The organism is Alicycliphilus denitrificans K601, assembly GCF_000204645.1.
GTDB lineage: Bacteria > Pseudomonadota > Gammaproteobacteria > Burkholderiales > Burkholderiaceae_C > Alicycliphilus > Alicycliphilus denitrificans.
Genome location: NC_015422.1, coordinates 2,600,321 through 2,626,999, shown reverse-complemented (window position 1 = coordinate 2,626,999; position 26,679 = coordinate 2,600,321). Strand labels below are relative to the sequence as shown.

Genomic DNA, 26,679 nt, shown 5'->3' with positions numbered 1-26,679 from the left:
TCGTCAGGCCGGCGTGAATTCCAGCCGGGCCTCGAAGCCACCGCGCTCGCCCGCCAGCGGCGAGCACAGCGTGAACCGCGCATCGTGCTTCTCGGCAATGGTGGCCACGATGGACAGGCCCAGCCCGTAGCCCGTGCGCTCCGCGCTGTGGCGCACGTGGCGCCGCTTCAGGGCCTGCAGGCGGTCGCCGCTCACGCCGGGGCCATGGTCGCGCACGGCCAGTGCGCAGCCCGGTCCGACGATGAGTTCCACGGGGCTGTCGCCGGCATAGGCAAGCGCGTTCTCCACCAGGTTGCGCAGCGCGATGGCGAGGGCGTCGAAGTCGCCCAGCGCCACGGGGGCGGGCCCTTCGTAGGCCTGCACCAGATCGAGACGGTCCACCGCGTGCTCTTCCTGCCAGAACTCCTGGGCCACGGTGGTGGCCAGTTGCTCCAGGTCCACGGGATGGCGGGTGAAGGGGGCGCTGGATTCAGCGCGCGAGAGCTGCAGCAGTTTTTCGGTGCGCTGGCTCAGCGTCTGCAGCGCGGTGACGGCCGCCTGCACGTCGGCGGGGCTCAGGCCGTGTTCCAGCGCGGTCTGCAGCCGCAGGCGGGCCGCGGTGAGCGGTGTGCGCAATTCGTGCGCGGCGTTGGCCGCCAGGGCACGCTCCACGTCGAGCGCCAGCGCCAGGCGCTCCAGCAGGCGGTTCACGTGGTCTTCCACGCTGCGCAGCTCGCGCGGCAGGCCGGGCAGGTCGATGGGGGTCAGCAGCAGCTCGTTGCGCAGGCTGATTTCGTGCTTGAGCGTGTCCAGCACCCGCAGCTCACGGCGGGCGATGCGCTGCAGCAGCAGTGCCAGCAGCGGCAGCATGGCCACCATGGCGATGATGAGTCCGAACAGGGTGCGGTTCACGGCCTCGCGGCGTTCCCGAAGGGGATCGGCGACCTGCATGTAGATCGGGCGGGTGGGGTGGCGCAGGGTGTATACGCGCCAGGCGTGGGTGCTTTCGAAGCCCGGGGCCAGCGGCACGTCGAACTGCTCGGCACTGGCCTCGGCGGAGCGGGCCAGCACGCGATGGGTGTCGGGCTCGACGAGCTGGTAGAGCAGGTCGGCGTCGGCGAAGGAGCCCGGCGCGGGCAGGATCAGCGGGCCATCGGCGTCGCCGCGCGGCCCCTCCGCGTCCAGATGCTCCAGCGCGATGTCGAACATGCGGTGCGAGACTTCGACCAGTTCGTCATCGAAGTTGAAATTGATCTCCCTGTCGGTGTACCAGGTCACGCCCAGCGCGCACAGCAGCCACACGCCCCCGACCCAGAGGATGAGGGCGCGGGTAAGCCGCACGGCCAGGCTTTGCGCGCGCTCGGAGGGCAGCGGCGGGGCTGGTGCGCTCATGTCCTATGCGCTTGGCGCGGAGCTGCGCACCAGCCGGTAGCCCAGGCCGCGCAGCGTTTCGATGTGCTCGCGCCCCAGCTTGCGGCGCAGGCGGCTGACGAAGACCTCCAGCGTGTTGCTGTCGGTCTCGTCGTCGAAGCCGTACAGCGCGTCCTGCAGGCTCTCGCGAGTGTGTAGGCGCTCGGGGTGCGTCGCCATGACGCGCAGCAGCGCCCATTCCTTCTGGGTCAGTGCTATGGGAACGCCGGCGCGGCGCACCTGCTCGCGCGACAGGTCTATCTGCAGGTCGCCCAGGGCCAGCACCGGCACGTGGGCGGCGTTGCGTCGCCGCTCCACGGCGCGCAGGCGGGCGAGCAGCTCGCCGGGGTCGTACGGCTTGACGAGGTAGTCGTCCGCGCCGGCATCCAGGCCGTGGATGCGGTCGCTGACCTGGTCGCGCGCGGTGAGCACGATGACGATGGGCCGCTGTTTGAGCGAGCGCACCTGCGGCAGCAGGCCGAGCCCGTCGCCGTCGGGCAGGTGCAGGTCCAGCAGCACGGCGGCGTACTGGGCGGCGTGCAGCGCGGCGCTCGCCTGGGCTAGGCTGGGCACGGCGTCCACCACGAAGGCCTTGGCGCGCAGGTAGCCGCACACGGCCTCGGACAGGGCCGCATCATCTTCCACCAGTAGCACTCGCATGCATTTCCCCGATTGCTTGTCAGGAGGGAAAGTGTAGGTCCGCGCCGTCGTTCATGAAACGTTCAGGCCGGTGGGCTAATCTACGCCTCCGTTTTTGTAATCTCCGTGGCTCGCACGCCTTTCTCTTGCCTCCATGCTTGTCTGGACTCGGCACCGTCTGTGGGTGCTGACGCTGTTTCTGTTTTCACTGCTTGTCCTGTGGGATGCCATGGGGTTCGATTTGCCGCTGGCGCGCCTGTTCGGCTCGGCCCAGGGCTTCGCCTGGCGCAACCAGCACACCGTCGTACTGCTGATGCATGAGTTGCCGCGCTACGCCAGCGGCATGCTGCTCGCGCTGCTGGTGCTTGGCGTATTCAGGCCCTGGGGTTTTCTGCGTCGCATGGTGGTCGCGCAGCGCTGGCAGCTGGTGCTGTCCATCGCAGCGGGGCTGCTGGCGGTTTCTGCGCTCAAGCGCCTGAGCGCCACCAGCTGCCCCTGGAGCCTGGCCGAGTTCGGCGGCGTTGCGCAGTACGTTTCACATTGGGCGTGGGGCATGCACGACCAGGGGCCTGGGCACTGCTTTCCCGCAGGCCACGCATCATCGGCGTTTGCCTATGTGGCGGGCTGGTTCGTGCTGCGCCGCGCGGCGCCCGGCGTGGCGGGGGCGTGGCTGGCGACGGCGTTGCTGATCGGTACGGTGCTGGGCGTGGTGCAGCAGGTGCGCGGTGCGCACTACATGAGCCATACACTGTGGACGGCCTGGGTCTGCTGGGCCGTGGGCCTGGCGGCGGACATGCTGGCGCATGCGCGGCACTATTCTCTGGCCGCAGACACAAAGCTGAGCGAAGCCTTCCGTTTTTCCCAGAACCGCAGACCACGATAACCCCATGCTCCAGACACCCTCCAGCGCTTGCACTTCGCCACTGTCTCCCGGGCCCTTGCGCCGCATCCTGCGACAGGTGGACGGCTGGTTTTCCACGCCCCTGTCAGCCCAGCAGGTGGTGCTGCGCCTGTCGGTCTATCTGGTGCTTGCGGCCAACTGGCCGCTGTGGCTGCAGCTCGCGCGCATCGGCGGAGCGCCCAGCCTGTACATGCGCTCGGTGGCGGCGCTGGCGGTTCTGATCGCCTGCGGCATGGTGGCCATCTTCGCGTTCCTTGCCTGGACGCGTGGCATGAAGCTGCTGTGGTGGCTGGTGGTGCTGGTGGCAGCGCTGTCGCAGTACTACATGCTCACCTACAGCGTGGTCATGGACCCCGGTATGGCCGCCAACGTGCTGCAGACCGATGCGCACGAGGTGGCCGACCTGCTGAGCCTGCGTATGTTGCTGGCCGTGCTGGCCGTGCTGCTGCTCCCCACGTGGTGGCTGCTGCGCGTGCGCATCCCCGCCATGCGGCCGCTGCGTCAGGTGTGGCGCAATCTGGCCATGCTGGCGCTGGCATTGGGCGTGGCCGCGGGCACGGTGGCCGCCACTTCGCGCGACCTGGCGCCGCTCATGCGCAACCATTCGCAGTTGCGCTACCTGATGAACCCGCTGGCGAGCCTGTACTCGACCACCGTGTCCGCCATGCAGCCGGTATTCGCGCGCAGCCGTACGCTGGTGCCCATGACGCAGGGGGCCGCGCTGGGCGATTCCTATGCCGCGGCGGCCAGGCCCCTGCTTTTCGTCCTGGTGGTGGGCGAGACGGCTCGGGCCGACCATTTCGGCATCAACGGCTATGGCCGGGATACCACGCCGGAACTGGCCAGGCGGGGCGTGATGAGCTGGCGCAATGTGCACTCATGCGGCACGAGCACGCTGGCCTCGCTGCCGTGCATGTTCTCGCCGCTGGGCAAGAGCGGGTTCGAGTCGCGCGACGCCGAGTATGAAAACCTGCTCGACGTGGTGCAGGCCGCAGGCCTGGCCGTGCTGTGGCTCGACAACCAGTCAGGCTGCAAGGGCGTGTGCGACCGGGTACCGCACGCCGTGGCCTCCGAGGGGCTGGACGAACGGGCGCGCGCGGGCCTGTGCGACGGTGGCGAATGCCGTGACGAGGCCATGCTGCATGGCCTGGATGCGCGGCTGGCCGCCATGCCCGCGGCGCAGCGCGAGCGCGGCGTGCTGCTGGTGCTGCACCAGATGGGCAGCCATGGACCGGCGTACTACAAGCGCTCGGCCGGCGCGGCCAAGCGCTTCATGCCCGAATGCCGCACCGAGGTGCTGGCCGACTGCGCCCACGGCGAGCTGGTGAACGCATACGACAACTCCATCGTCGCGACGGACATCTTCCTGGGAAAAACCATCGACTGGCTGCGCGAGAAGGGCGCCAGGTACGACACGGGCATGCTGTACCTGAGCGACCATGGCGAGTCGCTGGGCGAGTACGGCCTGTTCCTGCACGGCATGCCCTACGGCATGGCGCCCGACGTGCAGAAGCACGTGCCCATGGTGGCGTGGCTGGACGACGCCCTGCTGCGCCGCGAGCGCCTGTCAGCCGCCTGCCTGCGCGCCGGCGCAGACGCCCGGCTCACGCACGACAACCTGTACCACACCATGCTGGGCCTGCTGGACGTGCGCTCGCCCTCGTACCGGCACCCGCTAGACGCCTTCGACGGTTGCCGCGACACGGCGCTGGCTTTCAAATGAAAGGTGCCTGAAAGGCTTGATTGGCAAGCGCAATCAGCTATTTATTCAATAGCGCTTGATCGGCTCAGGCCTTCTTCTCGCGCGGCATCCGGCCCATCAGGTAGAACTCAGGATTGGGCTGCATGCCGGCGAAATTGGCCATGCGGTTGGACAGGCCGAAGAAGGCCGTGATGGCGGCGATGTCCCAGATGTCCTCGTCGTCGAAGCCATGGGGGTAGAGCGCCTCGAAGTCGGCCTCCTCGATCTCGTGCGCGCGCTGGCTGACCTTCATGGCGAAGTCCAGCATGGCGCGCTGGCGCGGGCTGATGGCGGCCTTGCGGTGGTTCACGGCCACCTGGTCGGCCATCAGGGGGTTCTTTTCGTAGATGCGCAGGATGGCGCCATGGGCCACCACGCAGTACAGGCACTGGTTGGCGGCGCTCGTGGCAGTGACGATCATTTCGCGCTCGCCCTTGGTCAGGCTGCCGTCCTCCTTGAGCATGAGCGCGTCGTGGTAGGCGAAGAAGGCGCGCCACTCGGCCGGCCGGCGCGCGAAGGCCAGGAACACGTTGGGGATGAAGCCCGCCTTGTCCTGCACCTCCAGGATGCGCGCGCGGATGTCCTCGGGCAGGGCGTTCAGGTCGGGGAAGGGATAGCGCTGGGCCACAGGGGTCTCCTCGGATTCATGGATCGGGCGGGTCGAGCATAGCCGAGCGCGCGGCGGGCCAGTGCACCCGCTGTTGGGCGATGAAGGCCTCCATGGCGGCGCCCAACGCGGCGATGTCCGGGTTGGAGGGCTCCAGCTGCAGCAGCGCCTGCTGCGCGGCCTCCAGCGTGGACCGCTGGTGCGGCGCATGCGCCTTGCGGATGGCGTAGCGCGAGGCAGGCGGCGCGTGCAGCGCCAGTCGTGGCAGGGCCTGCAGCAGGGGATTGCCCCACAGCATCCTGCGGCTTTTGCGCCAGGTGCCGTCCAGCAGCACCAGCCGCAGCAGATCGGGCGCGTCCAGCCAATGCGGCGGCGGCGCCTGCATGGGGTGCTGCGGGTCGGGAGGCGAGGGCGGGTACAGCAGCACGGCCCGGCGGGGCGCCAGGCGGTCCGCATCGCTCCACGGCGCCGCCAGCGCCTGAGCCAGCGCATCGGGGTCGAACGTCTCCCCCACGACCACGCGGCTGTGCTGCAGGCACAGGTGCAGCAGCCGTGCCGTGCCCTTGGCCTGGTGCAGCTCCAGCGGGTGCATGAGGATCAGCACCTGCACCCGGTGCGACACGGGCCGCACGGCGGCGCACAGGCAGGCCGCGCCGGGGCGCATGCAGCGCGCGCAGGTGCTGCGGCGGAAAGGGGGCGCGGCCATGGGCTTGGCGCTACTGGCCCGGAGACTCCAGCGCGAACAGCGGCACCTGCGCCTGCCGGCTCAGCCACAGGCCGCCGCCCATGTCGATGAAATGCGGCTCCAGGCCCCGGCGGTACAGCGTCGCGCGGTGGCGGTACAGGCGCGGGTCGGTCAGGTCCTCGTCGATGATGTCGCGCTCGTAGTCCTCGCGCGCCACGGCCTCTAGGTACAGCGCGCCGCGGCACAGCCGGCCCAGGTTGTCGAGCGCACGCCGCAGGTCCTGCGTGCCCAGGTAGGGCAGCACGCCCTGGCAGATCACGAAGTCGAAGGGCTCGCCGGCCTGGTAGTCCACCACCGAGCCGCGCTCCCAGCCGAAGCGCTCGCACAGATAGGCGCTGTACTCCACGCCGTGATAGCGGGCACCTGGCAGATGCCGCGCCACCATGTCCCGCCACAGGCCGATGCCGCAGCCCATGTCCAGTACCCGCGTCACGGGCACCCGCAGGTAGTGCAGGTAGCTGCAGACGAAGGCCCCCAGCCGCTCGGCATGGGCCGGGTCCACCACGCTGGTTTTCTTGTCGAAGTAGTAGCGCTGGTAATACGCCTCGTCAAACCACAGCTCGCTCGCCGATTGCACGCATGCTCCTGGGAAACAGGCGCCGGGATGGCGCCGCGAGCGGGGAGTATGGCGCACGCGGGTTTGCGGCGGCGGGCGGCGATCGCAGGCTTCCCCGTCGAGTGGATTGCCGGACTCGCCCGGTGCGCTGGTCGCACTCCTGGGGAAAACCCCTATTTGCATACGATTGCAACACCTCAAAAGTACGTTGCATTCGTATGCAACTCAACCCCTGGAAGAGATCCACATGATCAGATATCTCAAGCGTGGCAAGGCCATGCAAGTCCGTGCAGAAGAAGATGCCAAGGTGCGCGCAACGGTGGAATGCATCATCAAGGACATCGAGCTCCGCGGCGACGAGGCCGTGCGGGAATACAGCCGCAAGTTCGATCAATGGGATCCTGCGGACTTTCGTTTGTCCCAGGCTGAAATCGACGCGGCGCGCAAGAGCCTGTCCGCGCGGGAGATCGAGGACATCGCATTCGCCCAGAAGCAGGTGCGCAACTTCGCGCAGATCCAGCGCGACTCGATGAAGGACGTGGAGGTGCAGACGCACCCGGGCGTCATCCTCGGCCACAAGCACCTTCCGGTGAATGCCGTCGGGTGCTACATCCCCGGCGGCAAGTATCCCTTGCTCGCGTCGGCGCACATGAGCGTGCTGACGGCCAAGGTGGCGGGTGTCAGGCGCGTGGTATCCACCGCTCCGCCGTTCCAGGGCAAGCCTCATCCGGCCATCGTCACGGCCATGCACATGGCGGGGGCGGACGAGATCCTCGTGCTCGGCGGCGTGCAGGCGGTCGTGGCGATGGCGGTGGGAACGCAGAGCATTGCGCCGGTGGACATGCTGGTCGGACCGGGCAACATGTTCGTCGCCGAAGCCAAGCGGCAGTTGTTCGGCCGCGTCGGCATCGACCTGTTCGCGGGGCCTACGGAGACGCTGGTGATCGCGGACGAATCGGTGGATGCCGAGATGTGCGCCGTGGACCTGCTGGGCCAGGCGGAGCATGGGCCGACCTCGCCCGCCGTGCTGCTGACGACCAGTGAGAAACTCGCCAAGGAGACCATGGCCGAGGTGGAGCGCCAGCTCAGGATCTTGCCGACGGCCGCGATCGCGGCGCAGAGCTGGGCGGAATATGGCGAGGTGATCGTCTGCGACAGCGACGCGGAAATGCTCGAAAAGGCCGACGCGTTGGCGTCCGAGCACGTCCAGGTGATGACGCGCGATCCGGACTATTTCCTCAACCGCCTGAGCAACTACGGGGCGCTGTTCCTCGGGCCGCGCACGAACGTCAGCTTCGGGGACAAGGTCATCGGCACCAACCACACCCTTCCCACGAACAAGGCGGCCCGCTATACGGGCGGCCTGTGGGTGGGCAAGTTCCTCAAGACCTGCACATACCAGAAAGTGCTGACGGACGAGGCCAGCGCGCTGATGGGCGAATACTGCTCGCGCCTGTGCCACATGGAGAACTTCGTGGGGCATGGCGAGCAGGCCAACCTGCGCGTGCGCCGCTATGGCACACGGGCCGACGTGCCCTGGTACCGGCCCGTGCCGGCCGAGGCCTGAGCATGCTGCCGCGCACTCCCAGTTTCAGGCTGGACGGCAAGCGCGCCCTGGTCACAGGCGCGGGCCGCGGCATTGGCCTGGCGGCAGCAGCGGCTCTGGCGCAGGCGGGGGCCGCCGTCACCCTGGCCGCGCGCTCGGAAAACGAACTGCGCGATGCCTGCGGCCGCCTGCGCGGCGAAGGCGGCCAGTGCGACTACATGGTCCTGGACGTGACCGATTCGCGGGCCGTGGATGAACAGCTGGCGGGGCAGGGGGCGTTCCACGTCCTGGTCAACAACGCGGGCATGAACCGGCCCAAGCCCTTGGCGCAGTTGCAAGACGAGGACATCGACGCGGTGCTCGACCTCAACGTGAAGGCCGCGTTCTACGTCACGCGCGCGGTGACGCGGCGCATGGCCGCCGAGGGCATCCGCGGCAGCGTGATCAACGTGTCTTCGCAGATGGGGCATGTGGGCAGCCTGCGGCGCACCCTGTACTGCGCGAGCAAGCATGCCGTCGAGGGCATGAGCAAGGCGCTGGCGTGGGAGCTTGGCGCGGCGGGCATCCGCGTGAACACGGTGTGCCCGACGTTCATCGAGACCGACATGACCGCCGCCATGTTCCAGGAGCCGGGGTTCCGCCAATGGGTCACGGAGCGTATCGCGCTGGGGCGCCTGGGGCGCATGGAGGAACTGATGGGGGCCTTCGTCTTCCTCGCCAGCGATGCCTCCAGCCTGATGACCGGCAGCGCGCTGCTGCTCGATGGCGGCTGGACCGCAGCATGAAGCTCAACGTCACGGCGCAGGATGTCGCGCGCCTCGCGCGGGTTTCGCAGTCGGCGGTCAGCCGCACGTTCACGCCCGGCGCCAGCGTTTCGGAGGAAACGCGCAACAAGGTCATGCTGGCGGCCCAGACCCTGGGGTACCGGCCGAACGCGCTGGCGCGCAGCCTCATCACCCGGCGCAGCCGGATCATCGCACTCGTGATGAGCTACCTCGAAAACCAGTTCTACCCACTGGTGATCGAGAAACTGTCTCAGAAACTGCAGAAGCAGGGCTATCACGTCCTCATGTTCATCAGCGACCTCGACGAAGCGGATGCCGTGCTCACCGAGATCCTGCAATACCAGGTGGACGGCATCGTGATGGCGTCCACCACGCTATCGACCGCATTGGCGAAAACCTGTGCCGATGCCGGCGTGCCCGTGGTGTTGTTCAACCGCGTGCCGGATACGAGCGCGCTGGCTCGCCATAGCACCAGTTCCGTGACGTCGAACAATTATCTCGGCGGCCGCATGGTCGCCGAGCTATTGCTGGAGCGGGGATACCGGCGCCTGGCTTTCCTGGCGGGCCTGGAGAACTCCTCGACGAACCAGGAGCGTGAACGAGGCTTCAACGATGTGCTGGAGGAGGCGGGCCTTGCGCCGTACCGCCGGGAAGTTGGCCACTACAGCTTTTCCGGTGCGCAGGAAGCCACGCGCAAATTGTTCTGCAGCGGCCCATACCCCGATGCTGTGTTCGTGGCCAACGACCACATGGCCATCGCCGCCATGGACGTGCTGCGGCTGGAGTTGGGTCTACGGGTTCCCGAGGATGTCGGGGTGGTCGGTTTTGACGACGTGCCCCAGGCAGCGTGGGGTTCCTATCGTCTTACTACCGTGGTCCAAAGCGTAGAGGACATGGTTTCCGCCACGGTGGACCTGCTGCATGAACAGATGCAGGGCGAAGTGAATTCCCGCAACGTGATCGTTCCTTGCCGGATTGTCGAACGCGATTCGGTCCGACTCCACCCATCTCCCGATACCGCGAAATCCCATCAATGAAAGGAATTACTTCCGTGTCTATCAATCAACTGCGCCGCCGCTCCATTGGCCTGGCCCTGGCAATGGTTTCCACGATCGGATGGCAGTCTGCCTCGGCGCAGACGGAGGCCTGGCCGAGCAAGCCCGTCAGGTACATCGTGCCTTTTTCCACGGGTGGGGTTTCGGACGGCGTCGCGCGCCTGATCGCGCAGAAGCTGGGCGAACGCCTGGGGCAGCCGGTCGTGGTCGAGAACCGTCCGGGAGTCTCGGGCATCGTCGGCACGCAGGCGGCCGCGCGTTCTCCGGCCGACGGCTACACCATCATGGGCGGCACCATCACCACGCATGCGGTCAACCCGTTCTTCAACGAGAACCTGGGCTATGACCCGGTCAAGGATTTCGCGCCCGTCAATCTGGTCGGCATGGTCAGCAATGTCCTGGTCGTGCCCGCCGGCAGCCGCTTCAATTCGGTAGCGGAAATCACGGCGGAGCTCAAGGCCAGGCCGGAAAGCCTGACCTATGGGACTGCCGGCGCCGGAACTTCCCAGCATCTCTCCGGGCAGCTCTACCAGAGCCTCACGGGGACCAAGTTGCGTCAGATCTCCTACAAGGGGGGATCGCAGGCCATGGTCGATCTCGTAGGCGGGCAGATCGACATGGTGTTCGAAACCGTGGCCGCCGCCAGGCCCATGATCGACGGCAAGCGCGTCAAGGTGCTGGGCGTCACATCGAAGAAAGCGCTGCGCAGCCTGCCGGGCGTGCCTTCCCTTGACGAGGCCGGGGTCACGGGCTTCGAGATGCAGTCCTGGCAGGGCGTGTTCGCCCCGGCGGGCACGCCCAAACCGATCGTGGAACGCCTTGGCAAGGAAATAGCCGCCATCGTCGCCAGCCCGGACATGCAGGAGAGACTGCGCAACCTGGGGGTCGAGCCCGACGGGCGCACCGCCGAGCCGTTCGCCGCCTTTCAGCGCTCCGAGATCGCCAAGTGGGAAAAGGTCATCCGCGACGCGCGGATCAAGGCCGAGTAAACCGCAACCCTGAAGGAGACATCCATGTTCGATTCGTTCAAGTTCAAGCGCCGCCGCGTGCTGTCGGCCTTGAAGGCCGCCGTGCTGGGCGCATCCCTGGGCAGTGTGGCTGCTTTTGCGCAGACCGCCGGCCCGCAGGGCTATCCCCATACGGGCCGTGTCGTGATCGTGGTCCCGTTCGCTCCCGGCGGCGCTACCGACATCATCGGCCGGCTCATCGCGGATGAACTCGGCAAGCGCTGGGGAACCGCCGTGGTGGTCGAAAACAAGGCAGGAGCGGGCGGTGGTATCGGTACCGAATATGTCGCGCGCGCCAAGCCCGACGGCTATACCTTGTTGCTGGGCACGCAGACTGCCCTGGCGGTGAATCCTCATCTGCTCAAGAAAATCAGTTACGACGTCGAGAAGGACTTCGCCCCGATCACCGAATTGGCCGACACCCCCCTGGTGCTGCTGGCAAGCAAAAAGTCCGGCGCGCGCAATGTGCAGGAACTGGTTGCCGCCATCAAGGCCAAGCCGGATGCGGTTTCCTATGGCACCAGCGGCAACGGCACCTCGCAGCACCTGACCACGTTGATGATGCTGGAGCGCATCGGCGCAAAGGCCGTGCACGTGCCATACAAGGGCAGCAGCCAATCGCTGGTCGATCTGGCAGGCAACCAGATCGACATGCAGTTCGACAACATGGCTACGGCGCTGGCATTCGCGAAGAACGGGCAGGCGACAGCGCTGGCCGTGACCAGCCGCAAGCGAACGCCCCTCCAGCCTGACCTGCCCACCCTGGACGAAGCCGGTGTGCCAGGGTTTGAGGCCGTCACGTGGCTGGGCTTGCTGGCACCGGCGGGTACTCCGGCACCCGTCGTTTCCTTCCTCAACAAGGAAGTGGTCGCGGTTCTGAAGAGCGAAGGGGTGAAGGAGCGCATGGCCGCGCAGGGTTTCTCGCCACGGCCCATGACGGCGGATGCCTTCCGCCAATTCATCCGCGAGGAGACGGTCAAGTTTTCGAACCTGATCAAGGCCAACAACCTTGCCATCGATTGAGGCATCCGCATGCTGACGCCCGAACTCATCCAGACACTGCGTGCGGTGGATACGCCGACCATCTGCAACGCCCTCGAAATCGCGATGGGAAGCCGCGTGGCGCATGGCTTCACCTACGGCGCCCTCGTTGCCGCGCCGAAGCCGCTGCCGGCTATGGTGGGCATCGCCCGGACGGCCCGCATCCGCGCCAGCACGCCGTCCCAGCTTGACGCCGCCACGATGCGTGGCACGCGCCTGGCGTACTACCGGCATGTGGCGAGCCATCCGCAGGGGCCCGTCATCGTCGTCATGCAGGACATGGACGATCGGCCAGGAACGGGTTCGTTCTGGGGCGAGGTCAATTCCGCCGTGCACGAGGGGCTGGGCGTCGGCGGCGTCCTGACCAATGGCTCCGTGCGCGACATCGGGGACCTTTCGCCCACCTTCCCGATCCTTGCCGGCAGCGTGGGGCCGTCGCACGCGCACGTGCACATCGTCGATTTCGGGCAACCCGTGGAGGTGTTCGGTCTCCAGGTGAACGATGGCGACCTGATTCATGCCGATCGGCATGGCGCCGTGATCATCGCGCCTCGGTACCTGAAGCAGATGCCGGAGTGCATCGACCTGGTCAAGCGCAAGGAGGCGCCCTTGCTGGAGGCCGCACGCAGCGGCAAGTTCGACCTGGGCATGCTCGAAGAAGCGATGCTTCATGCCGATGAAATCCACTGACCTCCTTTATCTATTCCTTCATACCTGTTGAGCCCATGGAAATCCGTCATCCCTTGGATACCCGTCTGTCCGGATTGCTGCGCGGTAATAGCCGTTTAAGGGGGGTCTTCAGTGGCCTGCCCAGTCCTGCCATCGTCGAAATGTGCGCCTACGCCGGATTCGAATTCATCATCATCGACAACGAGCATGGATGCGCAGACCTCGAAACCACCGAGAACATGCTCAGGGCGGCAAGGGCCAGCGGAATCATTGCCGTAGTCCGCTGCCTGCCCCATGATCTATCGCGTGTGCTCGACATGGGAGCGGGGGCGGTGCAAATCCCCATGGTCAGCACGGCCACGCAAGCACGCGAACTTGTCGAACAGGTGCGCTATCCGAGGGTGGGGCGTCGTGGCAGCGCCTTCAGTTCGCGTGCCGCGGGATATGGCGCTTTTGGCGGAATGGAGCACACCACCCGCAGCAACGAAGGCATAGCGCTCATCCCCATGATCGAGACGCCCGAGGGTGTAGAGAACGCCCAGGTCATCGCCTCCGTGGAGGGCGTTGACGCGGTATTCGTTGGCCCGAACGATCTTGCGCATGCGATGGGATACGACAACAACTGGACTTCGCAACCGGTGGAGGCAGCCATAGAAAAGGCGCTGCGTGCGATCGCCTCGACCGGTAAGTGCGCCGGGACGGTTGCTCTGACACCCGAGGCCGAAGACAAGTACGCCGCCTGGGGGGCACGCTACTTTGCCAACGTGGCGACCAGCATCATCACCCAGGCCCTGCGTAAAGCCGCTAGTCGTGGACAGGATGGCATCTCCATCCAGTATTGATGCAGCCCGGCGCCCTTGAACAGGGGGGCGCATGACATGGCACCCGAGCTGCAGACGTTATATTTACTATATACGATGTATATTATGTTAAATTAAATTAGCTGGACGAGTCCGCCGCTCTTGCGACTGCCGAGTACACAAGTGAGATAGCCCCCTGAATCTCCGGACACGGTCCATCGCGTATCTACCGGGTCATGGCGCGGCATCAACTGCTGCTGCCCAAGGCGCCCAAGCGTCGGCATTCGAGCCGGGTTCACGACGGCAAGGTCACTGTGACCGTCGCTGGGGCTCAAGCCGATCAACACACCGGTGTGCAGCCCGCAGAGCAACGGCCTGGCCGAGAGCTTCGTCAACACCTTCAAGCGCGACTACATGAGCCGCGAGGATCTGCGTCTCCTGCTTCACAGCCTCGCCCGGAAGGCGCTGTTCGTCTCCGAGGCCTGTTCCAGCCGCCGCGCGATGTTGCCGCAGACAAGGTCGCACAGGGCATCGACCGATTCGTCCGTGAGGCGGTAGTAGACGCTGGTGCCGCGCCCCTCGCGGGCGACGATGCCCTGCTTGGTCATCAGTGACAGGTGCCGAGAGATATTGGCCGCCGTGTAGCCGCAGGCCTGGGCCAGCTCGCCCACGTTGTGTTCGCCCTGGCGCAGCAGGTTGAGGATACGCAGGCGCGTGGGCTCGGCCAGCACCTGGAAATAGGCGGCGACCTGCTCCAGAGCTTCGGGGGGCAATTCCTTCATCACGTGCTCCAAGTGTTCGGTGCTTGCCCATCATGATACATTATTGACTAATTAGCTGATTGATTAAATAATTAACGAAACATTGCAGGAGAGGATTTCATGCGCCACCGCCTTTGGCTGCTTCCCGTGCTTGCCGCTCTCTCGGGGCTGCCGTTCGTGCAGGCCACCGAGCCCGCCCCGCTGACCTATCACGCGGTCCAGCCGACCCAGGCCGGCTGGCTCAGCAGCGACGCCAAGGTGGAGGCCGTGCGCGACACCCTGCTGTCGGCGCAGGTGGCGGGGGCGGTCATCGCCCTGCATGTCAAGGCCGGCGACCGGGTGCGGGCGGGCCAGGAGTTGCTGCGCATCGACGCGCGCATGGCCAGCCAGGGCGCGGCCGCCAGCCAGGCGCAGGTGGCGGCGGCGCAGGCGAGCCTGCAGGTCGCGGGCAAGGAATACGAGCGCCAGAAGCAGCTGTTCGCCAAGCGCTACATCAGCCAGGCGGCGCTCGATGCCGCCGAGGCGCAGTGGCGGGCGGCCCAGGCGCAGGTGCAGGCGCTGCAGGCGCAGGCCGGCGTGGCGGCGACCCAGTCGGGCCTGCACGTGCTTAGGGCGCCCTATGCCGGCGTGGTGGCCGGCGTGCCCGTTGCGCTGGGCGACATGGCCATGCCGGGCAGACCGCTGGTGTCGGTGTACGACCCCGCGCTGCTTCGCGTGACGGCGTCCCTCGCACAGGAGCAGGCCCAGCGCCTGCGTTCCGGCGGCGGCGTGCAGGTGGAGCTTCCCGGCCTGATGGACAAGCGCCTGGATATTGCTGCCGCACAGGTTCAGGTCCTGCCCACGGCCGACCCGCTGAGCCACACCGTGCCGGTGCGCGTGCAACTGCCTGCCGACCTGCCGGGCGCCCTGCCCGGCTCGTTCGCGCGCCTGTGGTGGCAGGGCGGCGAGGCGGATGCCGGCGCGCGCGTGCTGGTGCCCGCCAAGGCGGTGGTGCGCCGCGCCGAGATGACGGGCGTGTACGTGCGCGGCGGCAACGGGCAGCCGCAGCTGCGCCAGGTGCGCCTGGGCTTGCCCCAGGGCGAGATGGTGGAGGTCCTGAGCGGGTTGCGTGCGGGCGACCAGGTGGCGCTCGAGCCCCAGGCTGCGGCGAAGGTGCGCTGACATGGACGACCGCAAGCATTCCCTGGGGATCTCGGGCCGCATCGCCCAGGCCTTCCAGGCGGCGCAGATCACGCCGCTGCTGGCGTTGCTGGCGCTGCTGCTGGGCCTGTTCGCCGTGCTGGTCACGCCGCGCGAGGAGGAGCCGCAGATCGACGTGACCATGGCCAATGTCATCGTGCCCTTCCCCGGCGCGTCGGTGGCGGACGTGGAGCAGATGATCGCCACGCCGGCCGAGCAGGTGCTGTCGCAGATGCTGGGCGTGGAGCACGTGACCTCGGTCTCGCGTCCCGGCGTGGCGGTGCTCACGGTGCAGTTCAAGGTGGGCGTGCACCGCAACGACGCGCTGGTGCGCCTGCACGACACGCTGCGCAGCAACGCCGACTGGTTGCCGCGCGGCCTAGGCGCGATGGAGCCCATCATCCGCCCCAAGGGCATCGATGACGTGCCCGTGGTCACGCTGACGCTGTACAGCCACGACCAGGACACGGGCGCCTTTGCGCTGGAACGCGTGGCGCACAGCATGGAGGCCGAGCTGATGCGCGTGCCCGGCACGCGCACTGTGGCGACCGTGGGCGGCCCCGGCCGCGCCGTGCGCGTGGAGCTGGACGCGGCGCGCATGGCCGGCAGCGGCGTGACCGTGGACGCGCTGCGCCAGGCCCTGCAGTCGGCCAACCAGGGGCTGCCCGTGGGCGAGCTGCTCTCGGGCGACCGGTCGGTGTCCATCGAGGCCGGGCCCTTCCTCGCGCACGCGCAGGAGGTGGCCGACATCGTCGTCGGCAACCGCGGCGGCAAGCCGGTGTTCCTGAAGGACGTGGCCCGGGTGGAGGACGGCCCGCTGCCCGCGACGCGCTACGTCTGGCATGCGCAGGTCGAGGACGGCAAGGCCAGCGAATACCCGGCGGTGACGCTGGCGGTCACCAAGAAGGCGGGCGCCAACGCGATCGACGTGGCGCGCGCGGTGATGCAGCGCGCGGCCGAGCTGCGCGGCACGGTCATCCCCGCCGACGTGCAGGTGGCCGAGACGCGCGACTACGGCGCCACGGCCAACGACAAGGCGCAAAAGCTCATCCAGAAGTTGCTGTTCGCCACCGCCTCCGTGGTCGCGCTGGTGTTCGTCGCCCTGGGCCGGCGCGAGGCGCTGATCGTCGGCGTGGCCGTGGGCCTGACGCTGACGGCCACGCTGTTCGCCTCCTGGGCCTGGGGCTTCACGCTCAACCGCGTGTCGCTGTTCGCGCTGATCTTCTCCATCGGCATCCTGGTGGACGACGCCATCGTGGTGGTCGAGAACATCCACCGCCACCAGGCGCTGCACCCCGAGAAGACGCTGCTGCAGCTCATACCCGGCGCGGTGGACGAGGTCGGCGGGCCGACCATCCTGGCCACCTTTACCGTGATCGCGGCGCTGCTGCCCATGGCCTTCGTCACCGGGCTCATGGGGCCGTACATGGCGCCCATCCCCATCAACGCCAGCATGGGCATGCTGCTGTCGCTGGCCGTGGCCTTCACCGTCACGCCCTGGCTGGCGCGGCTGTGGATGAAAGGCCATGGCGGCCAGGCGCAGGCGCACACGGGATTGGCCGCCAGGCTCGCGCCGGTGTTCACGCGCATCTTCCGCCCGCTGCTGGACGACCGGCACGGCCGGCGCAACCGCAGCCTGCTGGGCTTGGCAGTGGCGGGGCTGATCGCCGTATCGCTGGTGCTGCCCGTGCTGGGCTGGGTGCAGCTCAAGATGCTGCCGTTCGACAACAAGAGCGAGTTCCAGGTCATCGTGGACATGCCCGCGGGCACGCCGCCCGAGAGGACCGCCGCCGTGCTGCACGAGCTGGGCGCCTATCTCGCCACCGTGCCCGAGGTGACCGACTACCAGGCCTACGCGGGCACGGCCGGCCCCATCAACTTCAACGGCCTGGTGCGCCAGTACGACCTGAGGAGCGGCGGCGAGGTGGGCGACCTGCAGGTCAACCTGCTGGACAAGCACGAGCGCAAGGACCAGAGCCACGCGATCGCCATGCGCGTGCGCCCTGCCCTGCAGGACATCGGCCGCAGGCTGGGCGCCAATGTGAAGGTGGTGGAAGTGCCGCCCGGCCCGCCCGTGCTCTCCCCCATCGTTGCCGAAATCTACGGCCCCGACGCCGCAGGCCGCCGCCAGGTGGCCAAAGAAGTGCGAGCAGTGCTGCAAGAAACCGGGGGCATCGTGGATCTGGACGACAGCGCCATCGCCGATGCGCCAAGGAAGCTCGTGCTGGTGGACCGGCGCAAGGCCGCGCTGATGGGCGTGCCGCAGGGATCGATAGTCTCCGCCCTGCACGCGGGCCTGGCCGGAGAAAGCGTGACCTGGCTGCGCGATGCGAGCAAGTACCCCACGCCCGTGGTGCTGCGGCTGCCCGCCGAGCAGCAGGGCAGCCTGGACCAGCTGCTGCAGCTGCCCGTACGCACCAGCCAGGGAGGCACGGTGCCGATCCGCGAGCTGGTCACCGTCACCGACACCCTGCGCGAGCAGCCCGTCTACCACAAGGACCTGCTGCCGGTGAACCTGGTGGTCGCCGACATGGCGGGCAAGGTGGACAGCCCGCTCTACGGCATGTTCGCCGCGCGCGCGGCGATCGCGGACATCACCGCGCCCGACGGCGGCAGGATCGAGGAGTATTTCATCAGCCTGCCCAGCGACCCCTACCGCGGCTACGGCCTCAAGTGGGACGGCGAATGGCAGATCACCTACGAGACCTTCCGCGACATGGGCGCGGCCTATGGCGTGGGGCTGATCCTGATCTACCTGCTGGTGGTGGCGCACTTCGGCTCCTACCTCACGCCGCTGATCATCATGGCGCCGATTCCGCTCACCATCATCGGCGTCATGCCCGGCCACGCCCTGCTGGGCGCGCAGTACACCGCCACCAGCATGATCGGCATGATCGCCCTGGCCGGCATCATCGTGCGCAACTCCATCCTGCTGGTGGACTTCATACGCCTGCAGGTGCGCTCCGGCATGGAGTTCAAGCAAGCCATCGTGCAGTCGGCCATCACGCGCGCCCAGCCCATCATGCTCACCGGGCTGGCGGCCATGCTGGGGGCCTTCTTCATCCTCGACGACCCCATCTTCAACGGCCTGGCGATCTCGCTGATCTTCGGCATCGCCGTCTCCACCGTGCTCACGCTGGTGGTCATCCCCATCCTGTATTTCATGGCCTACCGCCACCACGTGGACCGGGTGCGCGGCCAGGGAGCGGCGCAATGATGACTATCAAAAAAATAGCTGCTAGCGCTTGGCACAAGGGCGCAAGAGCCCATTTGGGGTTATATGTCGCCCTGGGCTTGTGCATCGCCCCCGCCGCCCGGGCGACCGACCTGATCGAGGCCTGGCAGGCCGCCTGGCAGAACGACCGCGAGCTGGCCGTGGCGCGCGCCGCCCACGGCGCGGCCCAGCCCCGGCGCGACCAGGCCGCCGCGCTGTGGCGTCCCGGCGTGGCCATGACGGCATCGGCCGGCGTGGCCAGCAGCGACACCGAAATGCGCGGCGCGCAGTTCTCCGCGCCCGGCATGGGGCAGAGCAACGGCGTGGACTTCGGCACCTCGGTGCACGGCGGCACGGCCACGCGCATCGCGCTGCAGGCCAGCCAGCCGCTCTACAACCCCGAGCGCCGCGCCCAGCAGCAGCAGCTCGCGCTGCAGGCCGACATGGACGACTGGCAGTGGCGGGCCGCGCAGCAGGCCGCCATGCTGCGCACCGCGCAGCGCTACCTCGACCTGGCCGTGGCGCAGGAAGCGCTGCGCGTGCTCGACGGGCAGCTCGACGCCGTACAGAAGGCCGCCACCGAGGCGCAGGACCGCTTCGACATGGGCGCCGCCCCCATCACCGCGGTGCACGAGGCGCGCGCGCAGCGCGCGAACCTGGAGGCCCAGCGCCTGGCCGCGCAGGCCGACCTGGACGTCAAGCGCCGCCAGCTCGCCGACGCCACGGGCCTGCCCGCGGCCAGCCTGGATGCCCGCCTGCCCGCCGCCGCATGGGCAGGCGCCGCGCAGGCGCTGGCCGTCTGGCAGGAACAGGCCGATGCCGGCAACCCCGGCATACGCCTGCAGCAGCTCGCCGCCGACGTCGCCCGCGCCGAGGCCGACAAACACCGCGCCGCCGCCAGCGCCCGGGTGGAACTGGTCGCGCAGGCCGCGCAGGACCGCCTCTCGGGTAGTGGCGACTTCGGCGGCGGCGCGCGCAACAAGGACACACGCGCCATGCTGGGCGTGCAGCTCACCGTGCCGCTGTACACCGGCGGATACCGCTCGGCCAAGGAAGAGGAAAGCCTGGCGCAGTGGAACCAGGCCCAGGCGCAGCTGGACGCCACGCGCGAGCAGGTAGGCCGCCAGGTGCACGCCGCCTGGCTGGGCCTGCAGGCCGGTGCCCAGCGCGTGCAGGCGCTGCAGGAGGCGCTGGCCGCCTCACTGGCGCGCCAGGACGCCACGCGCACCGGCTACGAAGTGGGCCACCGCACGCTGCTCGACGTGCTGCACGCCGACAACGACACCGCCGCCACGCGCCTGGCGCTGGCCCAGGCGCGCAGCGCGCTGCTGCTGCACAGGCTGCAACTGGCGCAGCTGGCCGGGCAGCTCGACGAAGCCGTGCTGCGCCAGGCCAGCCAGGCGCTGGCCGGCGCGCCTTGAGGCGCACTACCGATTCACCACCCCCGAGACGAGGAGACAACCATGGCCCATATCGTGATTCTTGGCGCAGGCACCGGCGGCATGCCCGCCGCCTACGAGCTGCGCGCGACGCTGGGCGCGTCGCACCGCATCACCGTGGTGAACGCGGTGGAGTACTTCCAGTTCGTGCCCTCCAACCCCTGGGTGGCGGTGGGCTGGCGCGAGCGCAAGGACACCACCCTGCCCATCGCCCCCAGCCTGGAGAAAAAGGGCATAGCCTTCATCGCCCAGCGGGTCGAGCGCATCGACGCCGCGGGCAACGCGCTGGAGCTGGCGAACGGCGAGCGCCTGGCCTACGACTACCTCGTCATCACCACCGGCCCTAAGCTGGCCTTCGACGAAGTGCCCGGCGCCGGCCCCGTGGACGGGCACACGCAGTCCATCTGCACCGTGGACCACGCCGAAAAGGCCTGGGCCGACTACCAGGCGTTCCTGCAGGACCCGGGCCCCGCCGTCATCGGCGCCATGCCGGGCGCGTCGTGCTTCGGGCCGGCGTACGAATTCGCCTTCATCTTCAACAAGGACCTGCAGCGCCGCAAGCTGCGCCACAAGGTGCCGCTGACCTTCGTCACCAGCGAGCCCTACATCGGCCACATGGGCCTGGGCGGCGTGGGCGACTCCAAGAGCCTGCTGGAGAGCGAGCTGCGCGGCTTCGACATCAAGTGGATCACCAACGCCAAGACCACGCGCGTGGAGGCCGGCAAGATGTTCGTCACCGAGATGGACGAGGCCGGCCAGCCGAAGAAGGAGCACGAGCTGCCCTTCAAGTTCAGCATGATGCTGCCGGCCTTCAAGGGCGTGGACGCGGTGGCCGCCGTGGAGGGCCTGTGCAACCCGCGCGGCTTCGTGCTCATCGACGAATACCAGCGCAGCAAGAAGTACCGCAACATCTTCTCGGCCGGCGTGTGCGTGGCCATTCCGCCGGTGGAGGCCACGCCCGTGCCCACGGGCGCGCCCAAGACCGGCTACATGATCGAGACCATGGTCTCGGCCATCGTGCACAACATCGCCGCCGAGCTCGCCGGCAAGCCCGAGCAGGCCACGGCCCGCGCCACCTGGAACGCCATCTGCCTGGCCGACATGGGCGACACCGGCGCGGCCTTCGTCGCCCTGCCGCAGATCCCGCCGCGCAACGTCAACTGGTTCAAGAAGGGCAAGTGGGTGCACCTGGCCAAGGTCGGCTTCGAGAAGTACTTCATGTACAAGATGAAGCACGGCACGGCCGAGCCGATCTACGAAAAGCACGTCCTCAAAGCCCTGGGCATCGAGCGCCTGGAAAAGCACACGCACCCATGACCGGCCCGGCGCGCATCACCATCCTGGGGGCCGGCTTCGGCGCCCTGTCCTGCGTGCGCGAGCTGCGCCGGCGCGACGCCCGGGCGCAGATCACCGTGGTCGCGCCGCGTGCCGAGCTGCACTACCTGCCCAGCATCATCTGGATACCCGGCGGCCTGCGCCGGCGCGAAGACCTGATCGTGCCGCTGGCGCCGTTCTTCGAGCGCATGCGCGTGCGCCACGTGGCCGCCGAGGTGACGGGGCTGGACGACGGCGGCCGCACCGTGCACACCACCGGCGGCGCGGTCGAGAACGACGCGCTGGTGATCGCCACCGGCGGGCGCTTCATCAAGAAGCTGCCGGGCATCGAGCACGCCATCACGCCCTGCGAGGGCATCGCCGCGGCGGAGCAAATCCGCGACCGCCTGCGCGCCATGCAGGGCGGCACCATCGCCGTCGGCTTTGCCGCCAACCCGCAGGAGCAGCAGGCGGTGCGCGGCGGGCCGATGTTCGAGTTCCTGTTCGGCATCGACGCACAGCTGCGCCGCGAGGGCCGGCGCGAGCGCTTCGAGCTGGTGTTCTTCAACCCCAGCCGGGAGCCCGGCGCGCGCCTGGGCGCCAAGACCGTGCAGGGCCTGCTGGCCGAGATGGCACGCCGCGGCATCACCACCCACCTGGGCCACAAGATGGTGCGCCTGGAGGCCGGCAAGGTCGTCACCGAGGGCGGCGAGATCCGCGCCGACCTGATCCTGTTCATGCCCGGCATGACCGGCAACGCCTGGTTCGACGCCACCACCCTGCCCCGCTCCCCCGGCGGCCTGGTGCGCGCCGACGCGCAATGCCGCGTCGAGGGCTGGCAGCACTGCTACGTGGTCGGCGACTCGGGCAGCTTTCCCGGCCCCGACTGGGCGCCCAAGCAGGCGCACATGGCCGACCTGCACGCGCGCGCCGCGGCGCAGAACCTGCTCGACGGCCTGGCCGGCCGGCCGCAGCAGGCCGGCTTCGTGCCCGAGCTGGCCTGCATCATCGACACCGGCACCCACGGCACCCTGGTGCTGCGCAACCCGCAGCGCACCCTGGTGCTGCCGCCGCTGCGCCTGATGCACTGGGCCAAACGGGCCTTCGAACGGCGCTACCTGCGCCAGTACCGCTGATTCCGCTTTACCACCTCGATTAGGAGAACCACCATGACCTCTTGGCGCGTCGTACGCATCTTTGCCGGCACCTTCATCCTGCTGTCCCTGGCGCTGGGCATTCCCGGCAGCCCCATCTTCGTCAGCCAGTGGTGGCTGGCCTTCACCGCCTTCATTGGCGTCAACCTGCTGCAAAGCGGCCTGACCAAGTGGTGCATGCTGGAGACCATGCTGCGCAAGCTGGGCATTCAGCCCGGCTGCTGAAATTCAAGTAAAAACAGGCTCCAGTGCTTGTGTGACAAGCGCCGGAAGCTATTTATTCAAGAGCAACCATGCCGCACCCGCGGTGCGTACACCTTCCATGACCACGCCCTCCGCCCGCCCCCTCGTGGTGGACGTCCGCTCGCCCGGCGAATTCGCCGCAGGCCATGTGGCCGGCTCCATCAACCTGCCCCTGGACACGCTGCCCGCCGCCGCCAGCCGGCTGCTGCCCGAGCGCGATGCGCCCATCGTCCTGTGCTGCGTCTCGGGCGCGCGCTCGGACGTGGCCGCGCAGTGGCTGCGCGCCCAGGGCTACACCCAGGTGAGCAACGGCGGCAGCGTCGGGGCCGTGGCCCTGCGGCTGGGAAACGTCATTCACAAGGAAAACGCATGAGCAACGAACTCGTCACCGTGGAACTGGCCCAGGTGGCCGACTACCGCTATGAGAACCGCTTCGGCGGCAACGTGCCGGCGCTGTTCTCCGACGAGCCCGCGCCGCTGGGCTCGGGCCAGGGGCCGTCGCCGGTGCAGCTGCTGTGCGCGGCCGTGGGCAACTGCCTGAGCGACTCGCTGCTGTTCGCGCTGCGCAAGTTCAAGCAGCAGCCCGAGCCCCTGCACACCACCGTGCAGGCCGAGGTGGGCCGCAACGCCGAGGGCCGCCTGCGCATCCTGCAGATGACCGCCACGCTGCGCCTGGGCGTGCCGGCGCAGCAGCTGCAGCACCTGGACCGGGTGCTGGGCCAGTTCGAGTCCTTCTGCACCGTCACGCAAAGCGTGGGCCAGGGTATCCCCATTGCCGTGAAGGTGGTGGATGCCGAGGGCAGCGTGCTCAAGTAGGCTTCAACGCATCACGCCGAAGTCGCGCGCCATGCGTCGGTAGCCATCCATCTGGCTGCGCACTGCGGCATCCAGCGCCGCGCCCGTGAGCGCCACGGGCTGCAGGCCGAACTGCTCCAGCTCCCGCGCCGCCGCGGGATGCTGCATGGCCCGCTCCAGCACGCCCGCCCAGTGGCGGAAGGCCTGCTCGCTCACGCCGGGCCCCAGGTACACGCCGCGCAGGATGGGCCATTCGATGTCCAGGCCTTGTTCCCTGGCCGTGGGCGTGCGCGCCCAGCGGCCTGGCAGGCGCTGCGCGGCCAGCACCGCCAGGATGCGGATGGGTGCGCCCTGCTCCACCAGCCGCGCCACCTCGGCCGCGTCGCCCGGCACCACCTGCACATGGCCACCGATGAGGGCCGTGAAGGCCTCGCCGCCGCCCTCGAAGGCGACGAAGCGCATGACCTTGTGGCTCACGCCGGCCGCGCGCGCCAGCAGCGCGGCCTTCATCCAGTCCTGGCTGCCTATGGAGCCGCCTGCGCCGAACACCACGCGAGCGGGCTGCGCGCGCAGCGCCTCCACCAAGGCGGGCAGCGTGCGGTAGGGCGCGTCCTGGCGCACGGCGATCACGCCGTAGTCCATGCCCATGCCGGCCAGCCAGCGCACGCTGCGCTCGTCGTAGGGGCCGAAGCGCCCCTGCGCCAGGTTGAGCAGCGAGCCCGACGAGAACGCCACCAGCGCCCCGCCATCGCCCGGCCGCTGGGTGACGCTGCTCTTGAATGCCAGCGCGCCGATGCCGCCGGGCTGGTAGACCGTGGGCAGCGGCTGCGCGAGCTGGCCCGAGGCGTGCAGCAGCCGGCCCAGCGCCTGGCAGGTCAGGTCGAACCCGCCGCCGGGCTTGGCCGGCGCGATGCAGCGCGGGCCGGTCTGCGCCGCGGCGCCGCAGGCCAGCAGCAGCCAGGCCAGCAGCGCCCGCAGCAGCAGCCCGGCCTTCATGCGAGCGGCCACCATAAAGTGACGCAGGCGCCCTGCCCGAGCGGCGCCGTCTCCAGGCGCAGCGTGCCGCCGTGGCGCCCGATGACCGAGCGCGCGATGGCCAGGCCCAGGCCCGAGCCGCGGCTCTCGCGCCCCTTGGCGAAGCGCTGGCCAGCCCTGCCCGCCAGCTCGGGCGGCATGCCGGGCCCGTCGTCCACCACGCACAGCCAGTAGCCCTGCGCGTCGGCGCCGGCCGTGAGGGTCACCACGCCATGCCCGCGCCCGTGCTCGATGGCGTTGTGGGTGATGTTGAGCAGCGCCTGGCGCAGCAGCTCGCGGTCGCCCCGGGCCCAGGCCTGGCCGGCGTCGCCTTCCACGCCCAGGTCCACGCCGCGCGTGCGCGCCAGGGGCAGCAGCTCCACGGCCACGTCGCGCGCGAGTTGCGCCAGGTCCACGGGCTCCAGCAGTGCCTGGGCCGTGTCGCTGCGCGCCAGCGCCAGCAGCTGGTTGGCGGCGCGGATGGCATCGGACAGCGCCGCCGACAGCGCCTGCAGCGCGAGCCGCTGGCGCCCCGCGTCGGGCTCGCGCAGGGCGTAGTCGAGCTGCGCGCGCAGCGTGGCCAGGGGCGTGCGCAGCTGGTGCGAGGCGTCGTCCACGAAGCTCTGGCGCGCGTCCATGAGCTGGCGCGTGCGCTCCATCTGCTGGTTCACGGCGGCCACCAGGGGTTGGATATCGCGCGGCAGGCCGTCGGCCTCGATGGGGCGCAGATCGTCGGGCGCGCGCGAGCGGGTCTGGGCGGCCAGCCGCGTGATGGGCCGCAGCGCCACACCCAGCACGGCCACCACGCTGGCCAGCAGCACGGCCAGCAGCGCCCCGTCGCGCAGCGCGGCGCGGCGCACGAAGCCGGCGGTGAACTGCTCGCGCGAGGCCGTGCCCTCGGCCACCTGGATCACGAGGTAGCGGCTGTCGCTGCCCTCGGGCGCATCGTCGAGCGCGCGCATGAACGCGCCCACGCGCACGTTCTCGCCGAAGTAGCTCGCGTCGTAGAACACCGGGCGGCCCGGCTGCAGCGCCGTGGGGGGCGCGGGCAGGTCGGGGTTGCCCAGCTCCACCAGCCCGTCGGCCGTGGCCACGCGGAAGTACACGCTGCCCTTGGCGGTGAGCTGGAAGAACTCGAACAGCCGGTAGGGCAGCTCCACCGCGAGGCCGCCCGAGGCGGTGGACACGTTCAGGTCCAGCGCCCTGATGGCGCCGAGCAGCGAGCGGTCGTAGGCCGCGTTGGTGGAGGCGATGGCGTCCTCGCGCGTGAACCACAGGCCCACGGCGGCCATGAGCGTCATGGCCGGCAGCAGCAGCGCGAGCAGGCGCTGCCTAGTGCTGGCCTGGCGTATCCAGCTCCAGGACATAGCCGAGCCCCCGGTAGGTGTGGATGCGCACGCCGCTGCCCTCCAGGCGCTTGCGCAGGCGGTGCAGCAGCACGTCGATCACCGATGGCTGCACGTCCTCGTCGTCGCCGAACACGCGGTCCATGGCCTGCTGGCGCGTGAGCGGCTCGCCGCTGCGCTGCACCAGCGCCTTGAGCAGCGCATGCTCGCGCGGCGACAGCTGCAGCGGCTCGGCCGAGAGTGTGAACTGGCGGGTCACCGTGTCGAACTGCAGCGGGCCGCAGGCCAGGCGCGGGTGCTCGCTGCCACGCGCGCGGCGCACCAGGGCGGTCAGGCGCGCTTCCAGCTCGGCCAGCTCGAAGGGCTTGGCCAGGAAGTCGTCCGCGCCCTCGTTGAGGCTGCGCACCCGCTCGCCCAGCGTGTCGCGCGCGGTCAGCACCAGCACGGGGATGCGCTCGTCGCGCGCGCGCAGCCGGCGCAGGATGGTGCCGCCGTCGCGCCCGGGCAGGCCCAGGTCGAGCACCAGCGCGTCGTAGTCGCGCTCGGCCAGCGCGCGCTCCACCAGGCGGCCGTCGTCGCACCAGTCCACGCGGCAGCCGCCCTGTTCGAGGGCCTTGGCCAGCCACTCGCCCAGGGGCCGCTCGTCTTCGGCCAACAGGATGCGCATGGCGCGGATTATCTGCGGCGGCCGCCGGCACCCCTGAAAGGCAATTGATAGGTTGCCCCGTGCACCATCCGC

General features: G+C 68.9%; 26 protein-coding genes. 17 read left to right on the top strand and 9 right to left on the bottom strand.

Features of this window, described 5'->3' with window-relative positions; all coding sequences use genetic code 11:
• Positions 1 to 3: 3 nt before the first annotated feature.
• Positions 4 to 1,371: a sensor histidine kinase gene (locus ALIDE2_RS12530; protein ID WP_013519147.1), complete on the bottom strand. Its 1,368-nt coding sequence runs from the start codon at positions 1,369 to 1,371 to the stop codon at positions 4 to 6.
• Positions 1,372 to 1,374: 3 nt separating this feature from the next.
• On the bottom strand, positions 1,375 to 2,049 hold the full coding sequence (locus ALIDE2_RS12525) for a response regulator (RefSeq protein WP_013519146.1): 675 nt from the start codon (positions 2,047 to 2,049) through the stop codon (positions 1,375 to 1,377).
• 133 nt (positions 2,050 to 2,182) lie between these two features.
• Between ALIDE2_RS12525 and ALIDE2_RS12520 the strand changes: the two genes are divergently transcribed.
• On the top strand, positions 2,183 to 2,911 hold the full coding sequence (locus tag ALIDE2_RS12520) for a phosphatase PAP2 family protein (protein ID WP_013519145.1): 729 nt from the start codon (positions 2,183 to 2,185) through the stop codon (positions 2,909 to 2,911).
• Between the two features lie 4 nt (positions 2,912 to 2,915).
• Complete coding sequence (locus ALIDE2_RS12515; RefSeq protein WP_013722208.1) at positions 2,916 to 4,652, top strand: phosphoethanolamine transferase; 1,737 nt, start codon at positions 2,916 to 2,918, stop codon at positions 4,650 to 4,652.
• Between the two features lie 64 nt (positions 4,653 to 4,716).
• Here the strand turns inward: ALIDE2_RS12515 and ALIDE2_RS12510 are convergent, their stop codons facing one another.
• The 3 genes from ALIDE2_RS12510 to ALIDE2_RS12500 are packed head-to-tail and all read right to left on the bottom strand — an operon-like array spanning position 4,717 to position 6,599.
• Positions 4,717 to 5,298 (bottom strand): peroxidase-related enzyme, encoded by a 582-nt coding sequence (locus ALIDE2_RS12510; RefSeq protein ID WP_013519143.1) that lies wholly within the window; start codon positions 5,296 to 5,298, stop codon positions 4,717 to 4,719.
• A 16-nt stretch (positions 5,299 to 5,314) separates the two neighbouring features.
• Entirely contained in the window at positions 5,315 to 5,983 is a 669-nt protein-coding gene (locus ALIDE2_RS12505; RefSeq protein WP_013722207.1) for a tRNA-uridine aminocarboxypropyltransferase, read from the bottom strand.
• Positions 5,984 to 5,993: 10 nt separating this feature from the next.
• Positions 5,994 to 6,599 (bottom strand): class I SAM-dependent methyltransferase, encoded by a 606-nt coding sequence (locus ALIDE2_RS12500; RefSeq protein ID WP_013519141.1) that lies wholly within the window; start codon positions 6,597 to 6,599, stop codon positions 5,994 to 5,996.
• Between the two features lie 226 nt (positions 6,600 to 6,825).
• Here ALIDE2_RS12500 and hisD point away from each other — a divergent pair, with 226 nt between their 5' ends.
• The 7 genes from hisD to ALIDE2_RS12465 are packed head-to-tail and all read left to right on the top strand — an operon-like array spanning position 6,826 to position 13,523.
• On the top strand, positions 6,826 to 8,145 hold the full coding sequence (gene hisD, locus ALIDE2_RS12495) for a histidinol dehydrogenase (protein ID WP_013722206.1): 1,320 nt from the start codon (positions 6,826 to 6,828) through the stop codon (positions 8,143 to 8,145).
• Between the two features lie 2 nt (positions 8,146 to 8,147).
• Complete coding sequence (locus tag ALIDE2_RS12490; RefSeq protein WP_013722205.1) at positions 8,148 to 8,909, top strand: SDR family NAD(P)-dependent oxidoreductase; 762 nt, start codon at positions 8,148 to 8,150, stop codon at positions 8,907 to 8,909.
• Positions 8,906 to 9,946, top strand: a complete 1,041-nt coding sequence (locus tag ALIDE2_RS12485) for a LacI family DNA-binding transcriptional regulator (protein WP_013519138.1) — start codon at positions 8,906 to 8,908, stop codon at positions 9,944 to 9,946. The genes ALIDE2_RS12490 and ALIDE2_RS12485 overlap by 4 nt, the downstream gene beginning before the upstream one ends.
• 14 nt (positions 9,947 to 9,960) lie before the next feature.
• A complete protein-coding gene (locus tag ALIDE2_RS12480; RefSeq protein WP_013519137.1) occupies positions 9,961 to 10,953 on the top strand; it encodes a Bug family tripartite tricarboxylate transporter substrate binding protein in 993 nt (330 codons plus the stop codon).
• Between the two features lie 24 nt (positions 10,954 to 10,977).
• A complete protein-coding gene (locus ALIDE2_RS12475) occupies positions 10,978 to 11,994 on the top strand; it encodes a Bug family tripartite tricarboxylate transporter substrate binding protein (RefSeq protein WP_013519136.1) in 1,017 nt (338 codons plus the stop codon).
• A 9-nt stretch (positions 11,995 to 12,003) separates the two neighbouring features.
• Positions 12,004 to 12,702 carry an RraA family protein gene (locus ALIDE2_RS12470; protein ID WP_013519135.1) on the top strand — a complete coding sequence of 233 codons (699 nt, stop codon included), beginning with the start codon at positions 12,004 to 12,006 and terminating at the stop codon, positions 12,700 to 12,702.
• Positions 12,703 to 12,737: 35 nt separating this feature from the next.
• Positions 12,738 to 13,523 carry an HpcH/HpaI aldolase family protein gene (locus ALIDE2_RS12465; RefSeq protein WP_013519134.1) on the top strand — a complete coding sequence of 262 codons (786 nt, stop codon included), beginning with the start codon at positions 12,738 to 12,740 and terminating at the stop codon, positions 13,521 to 13,523.
• Positions 13,524 to 13,924: 401 nt separating this feature from the next.
• On the opposite strand, the gene ALIDE2_RS12455 is transcribed toward ALIDE2_RS12465, so the two are convergent.
• Positions 13,925 to 14,263 (bottom strand): ArsR/SmtB family transcription factor, encoded by a 339-nt coding sequence (locus ALIDE2_RS12455; RefSeq protein ID WP_013519133.1) that lies wholly within the window; start codon positions 14,261 to 14,263, stop codon positions 13,925 to 13,927.
• Positions 14,264 to 14,362: 99 nt separating this feature from the next.
• On the opposite strand from ALIDE2_RS12455, the gene ALIDE2_RS12450 reads away from it, so the two are divergent.
• From ALIDE2_RS12450 to ALIDE2_RS12415, 8 genes are all read left to right on the top strand, one after another.
• On the top strand, positions 14,363 to 15,403 hold the full coding sequence (locus tag ALIDE2_RS12450) for an efflux RND transporter periplasmic adaptor subunit (protein ID WP_013722204.1): 1,041 nt from the start codon (positions 14,363 to 14,365) through the stop codon (positions 15,401 to 15,403).
• A gap of 1 nt (position 15,404) precedes the next feature.
• Positions 15,405 to 18,638: an efflux RND transporter permease subunit gene (locus ALIDE2_RS12445; protein ID WP_013519131.1), complete on the top strand. Its 3,234-nt coding sequence runs from the start codon at positions 15,405 to 15,407 to the stop codon at positions 18,636 to 18,638.
• 53 nt (positions 18,639 to 18,691) lie between these two features.
• The gene (locus ALIDE2_RS12440; protein ID WP_308411486.1) at positions 18,692 to 20,056 is read left to right on the top strand and encodes a TolC family protein; all 1,365 of its coding nucleotides are present in this window, start codon (positions 18,692 to 18,694) and stop codon (positions 20,054 to 20,056) included.
• Positions 20,057 to 20,098: 42 nt separating this feature from the next.
• Positions 20,099 to 21,391 (top strand): NAD(P)/FAD-dependent oxidoreductase, encoded by a 1,293-nt coding sequence (locus ALIDE2_RS12435; RefSeq protein ID WP_013722203.1) that lies wholly within the window; start codon positions 20,099 to 20,101, stop codon positions 21,389 to 21,391.
• Complete coding sequence (locus ALIDE2_RS12430; RefSeq protein WP_013722202.1) at positions 21,388 to 22,524, top strand: NAD(P)/FAD-dependent oxidoreductase; 1,137 nt, start codon at positions 21,388 to 21,390, stop codon at positions 22,522 to 22,524. Before ALIDE2_RS12435 ends, ALIDE2_RS12430 begins: the two co-directional genes overlap by 4 nt.
• A 33-nt stretch (positions 22,525 to 22,557) precedes the next feature.
• The gene (locus ALIDE2_RS12425; RefSeq protein WP_013722201.1) at positions 22,558 to 22,767 is read left to right on the top strand and encodes a YgaP family membrane protein; all 210 of its coding nucleotides are present in this window, start codon (positions 22,558 to 22,560) and stop codon (positions 22,765 to 22,767) included.
• 97 nt (positions 22,768 to 22,864) lie between these two features.
• Entirely contained in the window at positions 22,865 to 23,158 is a 294-nt protein-coding gene (locus tag ALIDE2_RS12420; protein ID WP_013722200.1) for a rhodanese-like domain-containing protein, read from the top strand.
• Entirely contained in the window at positions 23,155 to 23,601 is a 447-nt protein-coding gene (locus ALIDE2_RS12415; protein WP_013722199.1) for an OsmC family protein, read from the top strand. Before ALIDE2_RS12420 ends, ALIDE2_RS12415 begins: the two co-directional genes overlap by 4 nt.
• Positions 23,602 to 23,604: 3 nt before the next feature.
• Here the strand turns inward: ALIDE2_RS12415 and ALIDE2_RS12410 are convergent, their stop codons facing one another.
• Genes ALIDE2_RS12410 through ALIDE2_RS12400 form a run of 3 tightly spaced genes read right to left on the bottom strand, consistent with a single transcriptional unit; the run spans position 23,605 to position 26,607 of the window.
• The gene (locus ALIDE2_RS12410) at positions 23,605 to 24,576 is read right to left on the bottom strand and encodes a tripartite tricarboxylate transporter substrate binding protein (protein ID WP_013519124.1); all 972 of its coding nucleotides are present in this window, start codon (positions 24,574 to 24,576) and stop codon (positions 23,605 to 23,607) included.
• Positions 24,573 to 25,961 (bottom strand): sensor histidine kinase, encoded by a 1,389-nt coding sequence (locus ALIDE2_RS12405; RefSeq protein ID WP_013519123.1) that lies wholly within the window; start codon positions 25,959 to 25,961, stop codon positions 24,573 to 24,575. The genes ALIDE2_RS12410 and ALIDE2_RS12405 overlap by 4 nt, the downstream gene beginning before the upstream one ends.
• The gene (locus tag ALIDE2_RS12400; RefSeq protein WP_013519122.1) at positions 25,927 to 26,607 is read right to left on the bottom strand and encodes a response regulator; all 681 of its coding nucleotides are present in this window, start codon (positions 26,605 to 26,607) and stop codon (positions 25,927 to 25,929) included. The genes ALIDE2_RS12405 and ALIDE2_RS12400 overlap by 35 nt, the downstream gene beginning before the upstream one ends.
• Between the last annotated feature and the right edge of the window lie 72 nt (positions 26,608 to 26,679).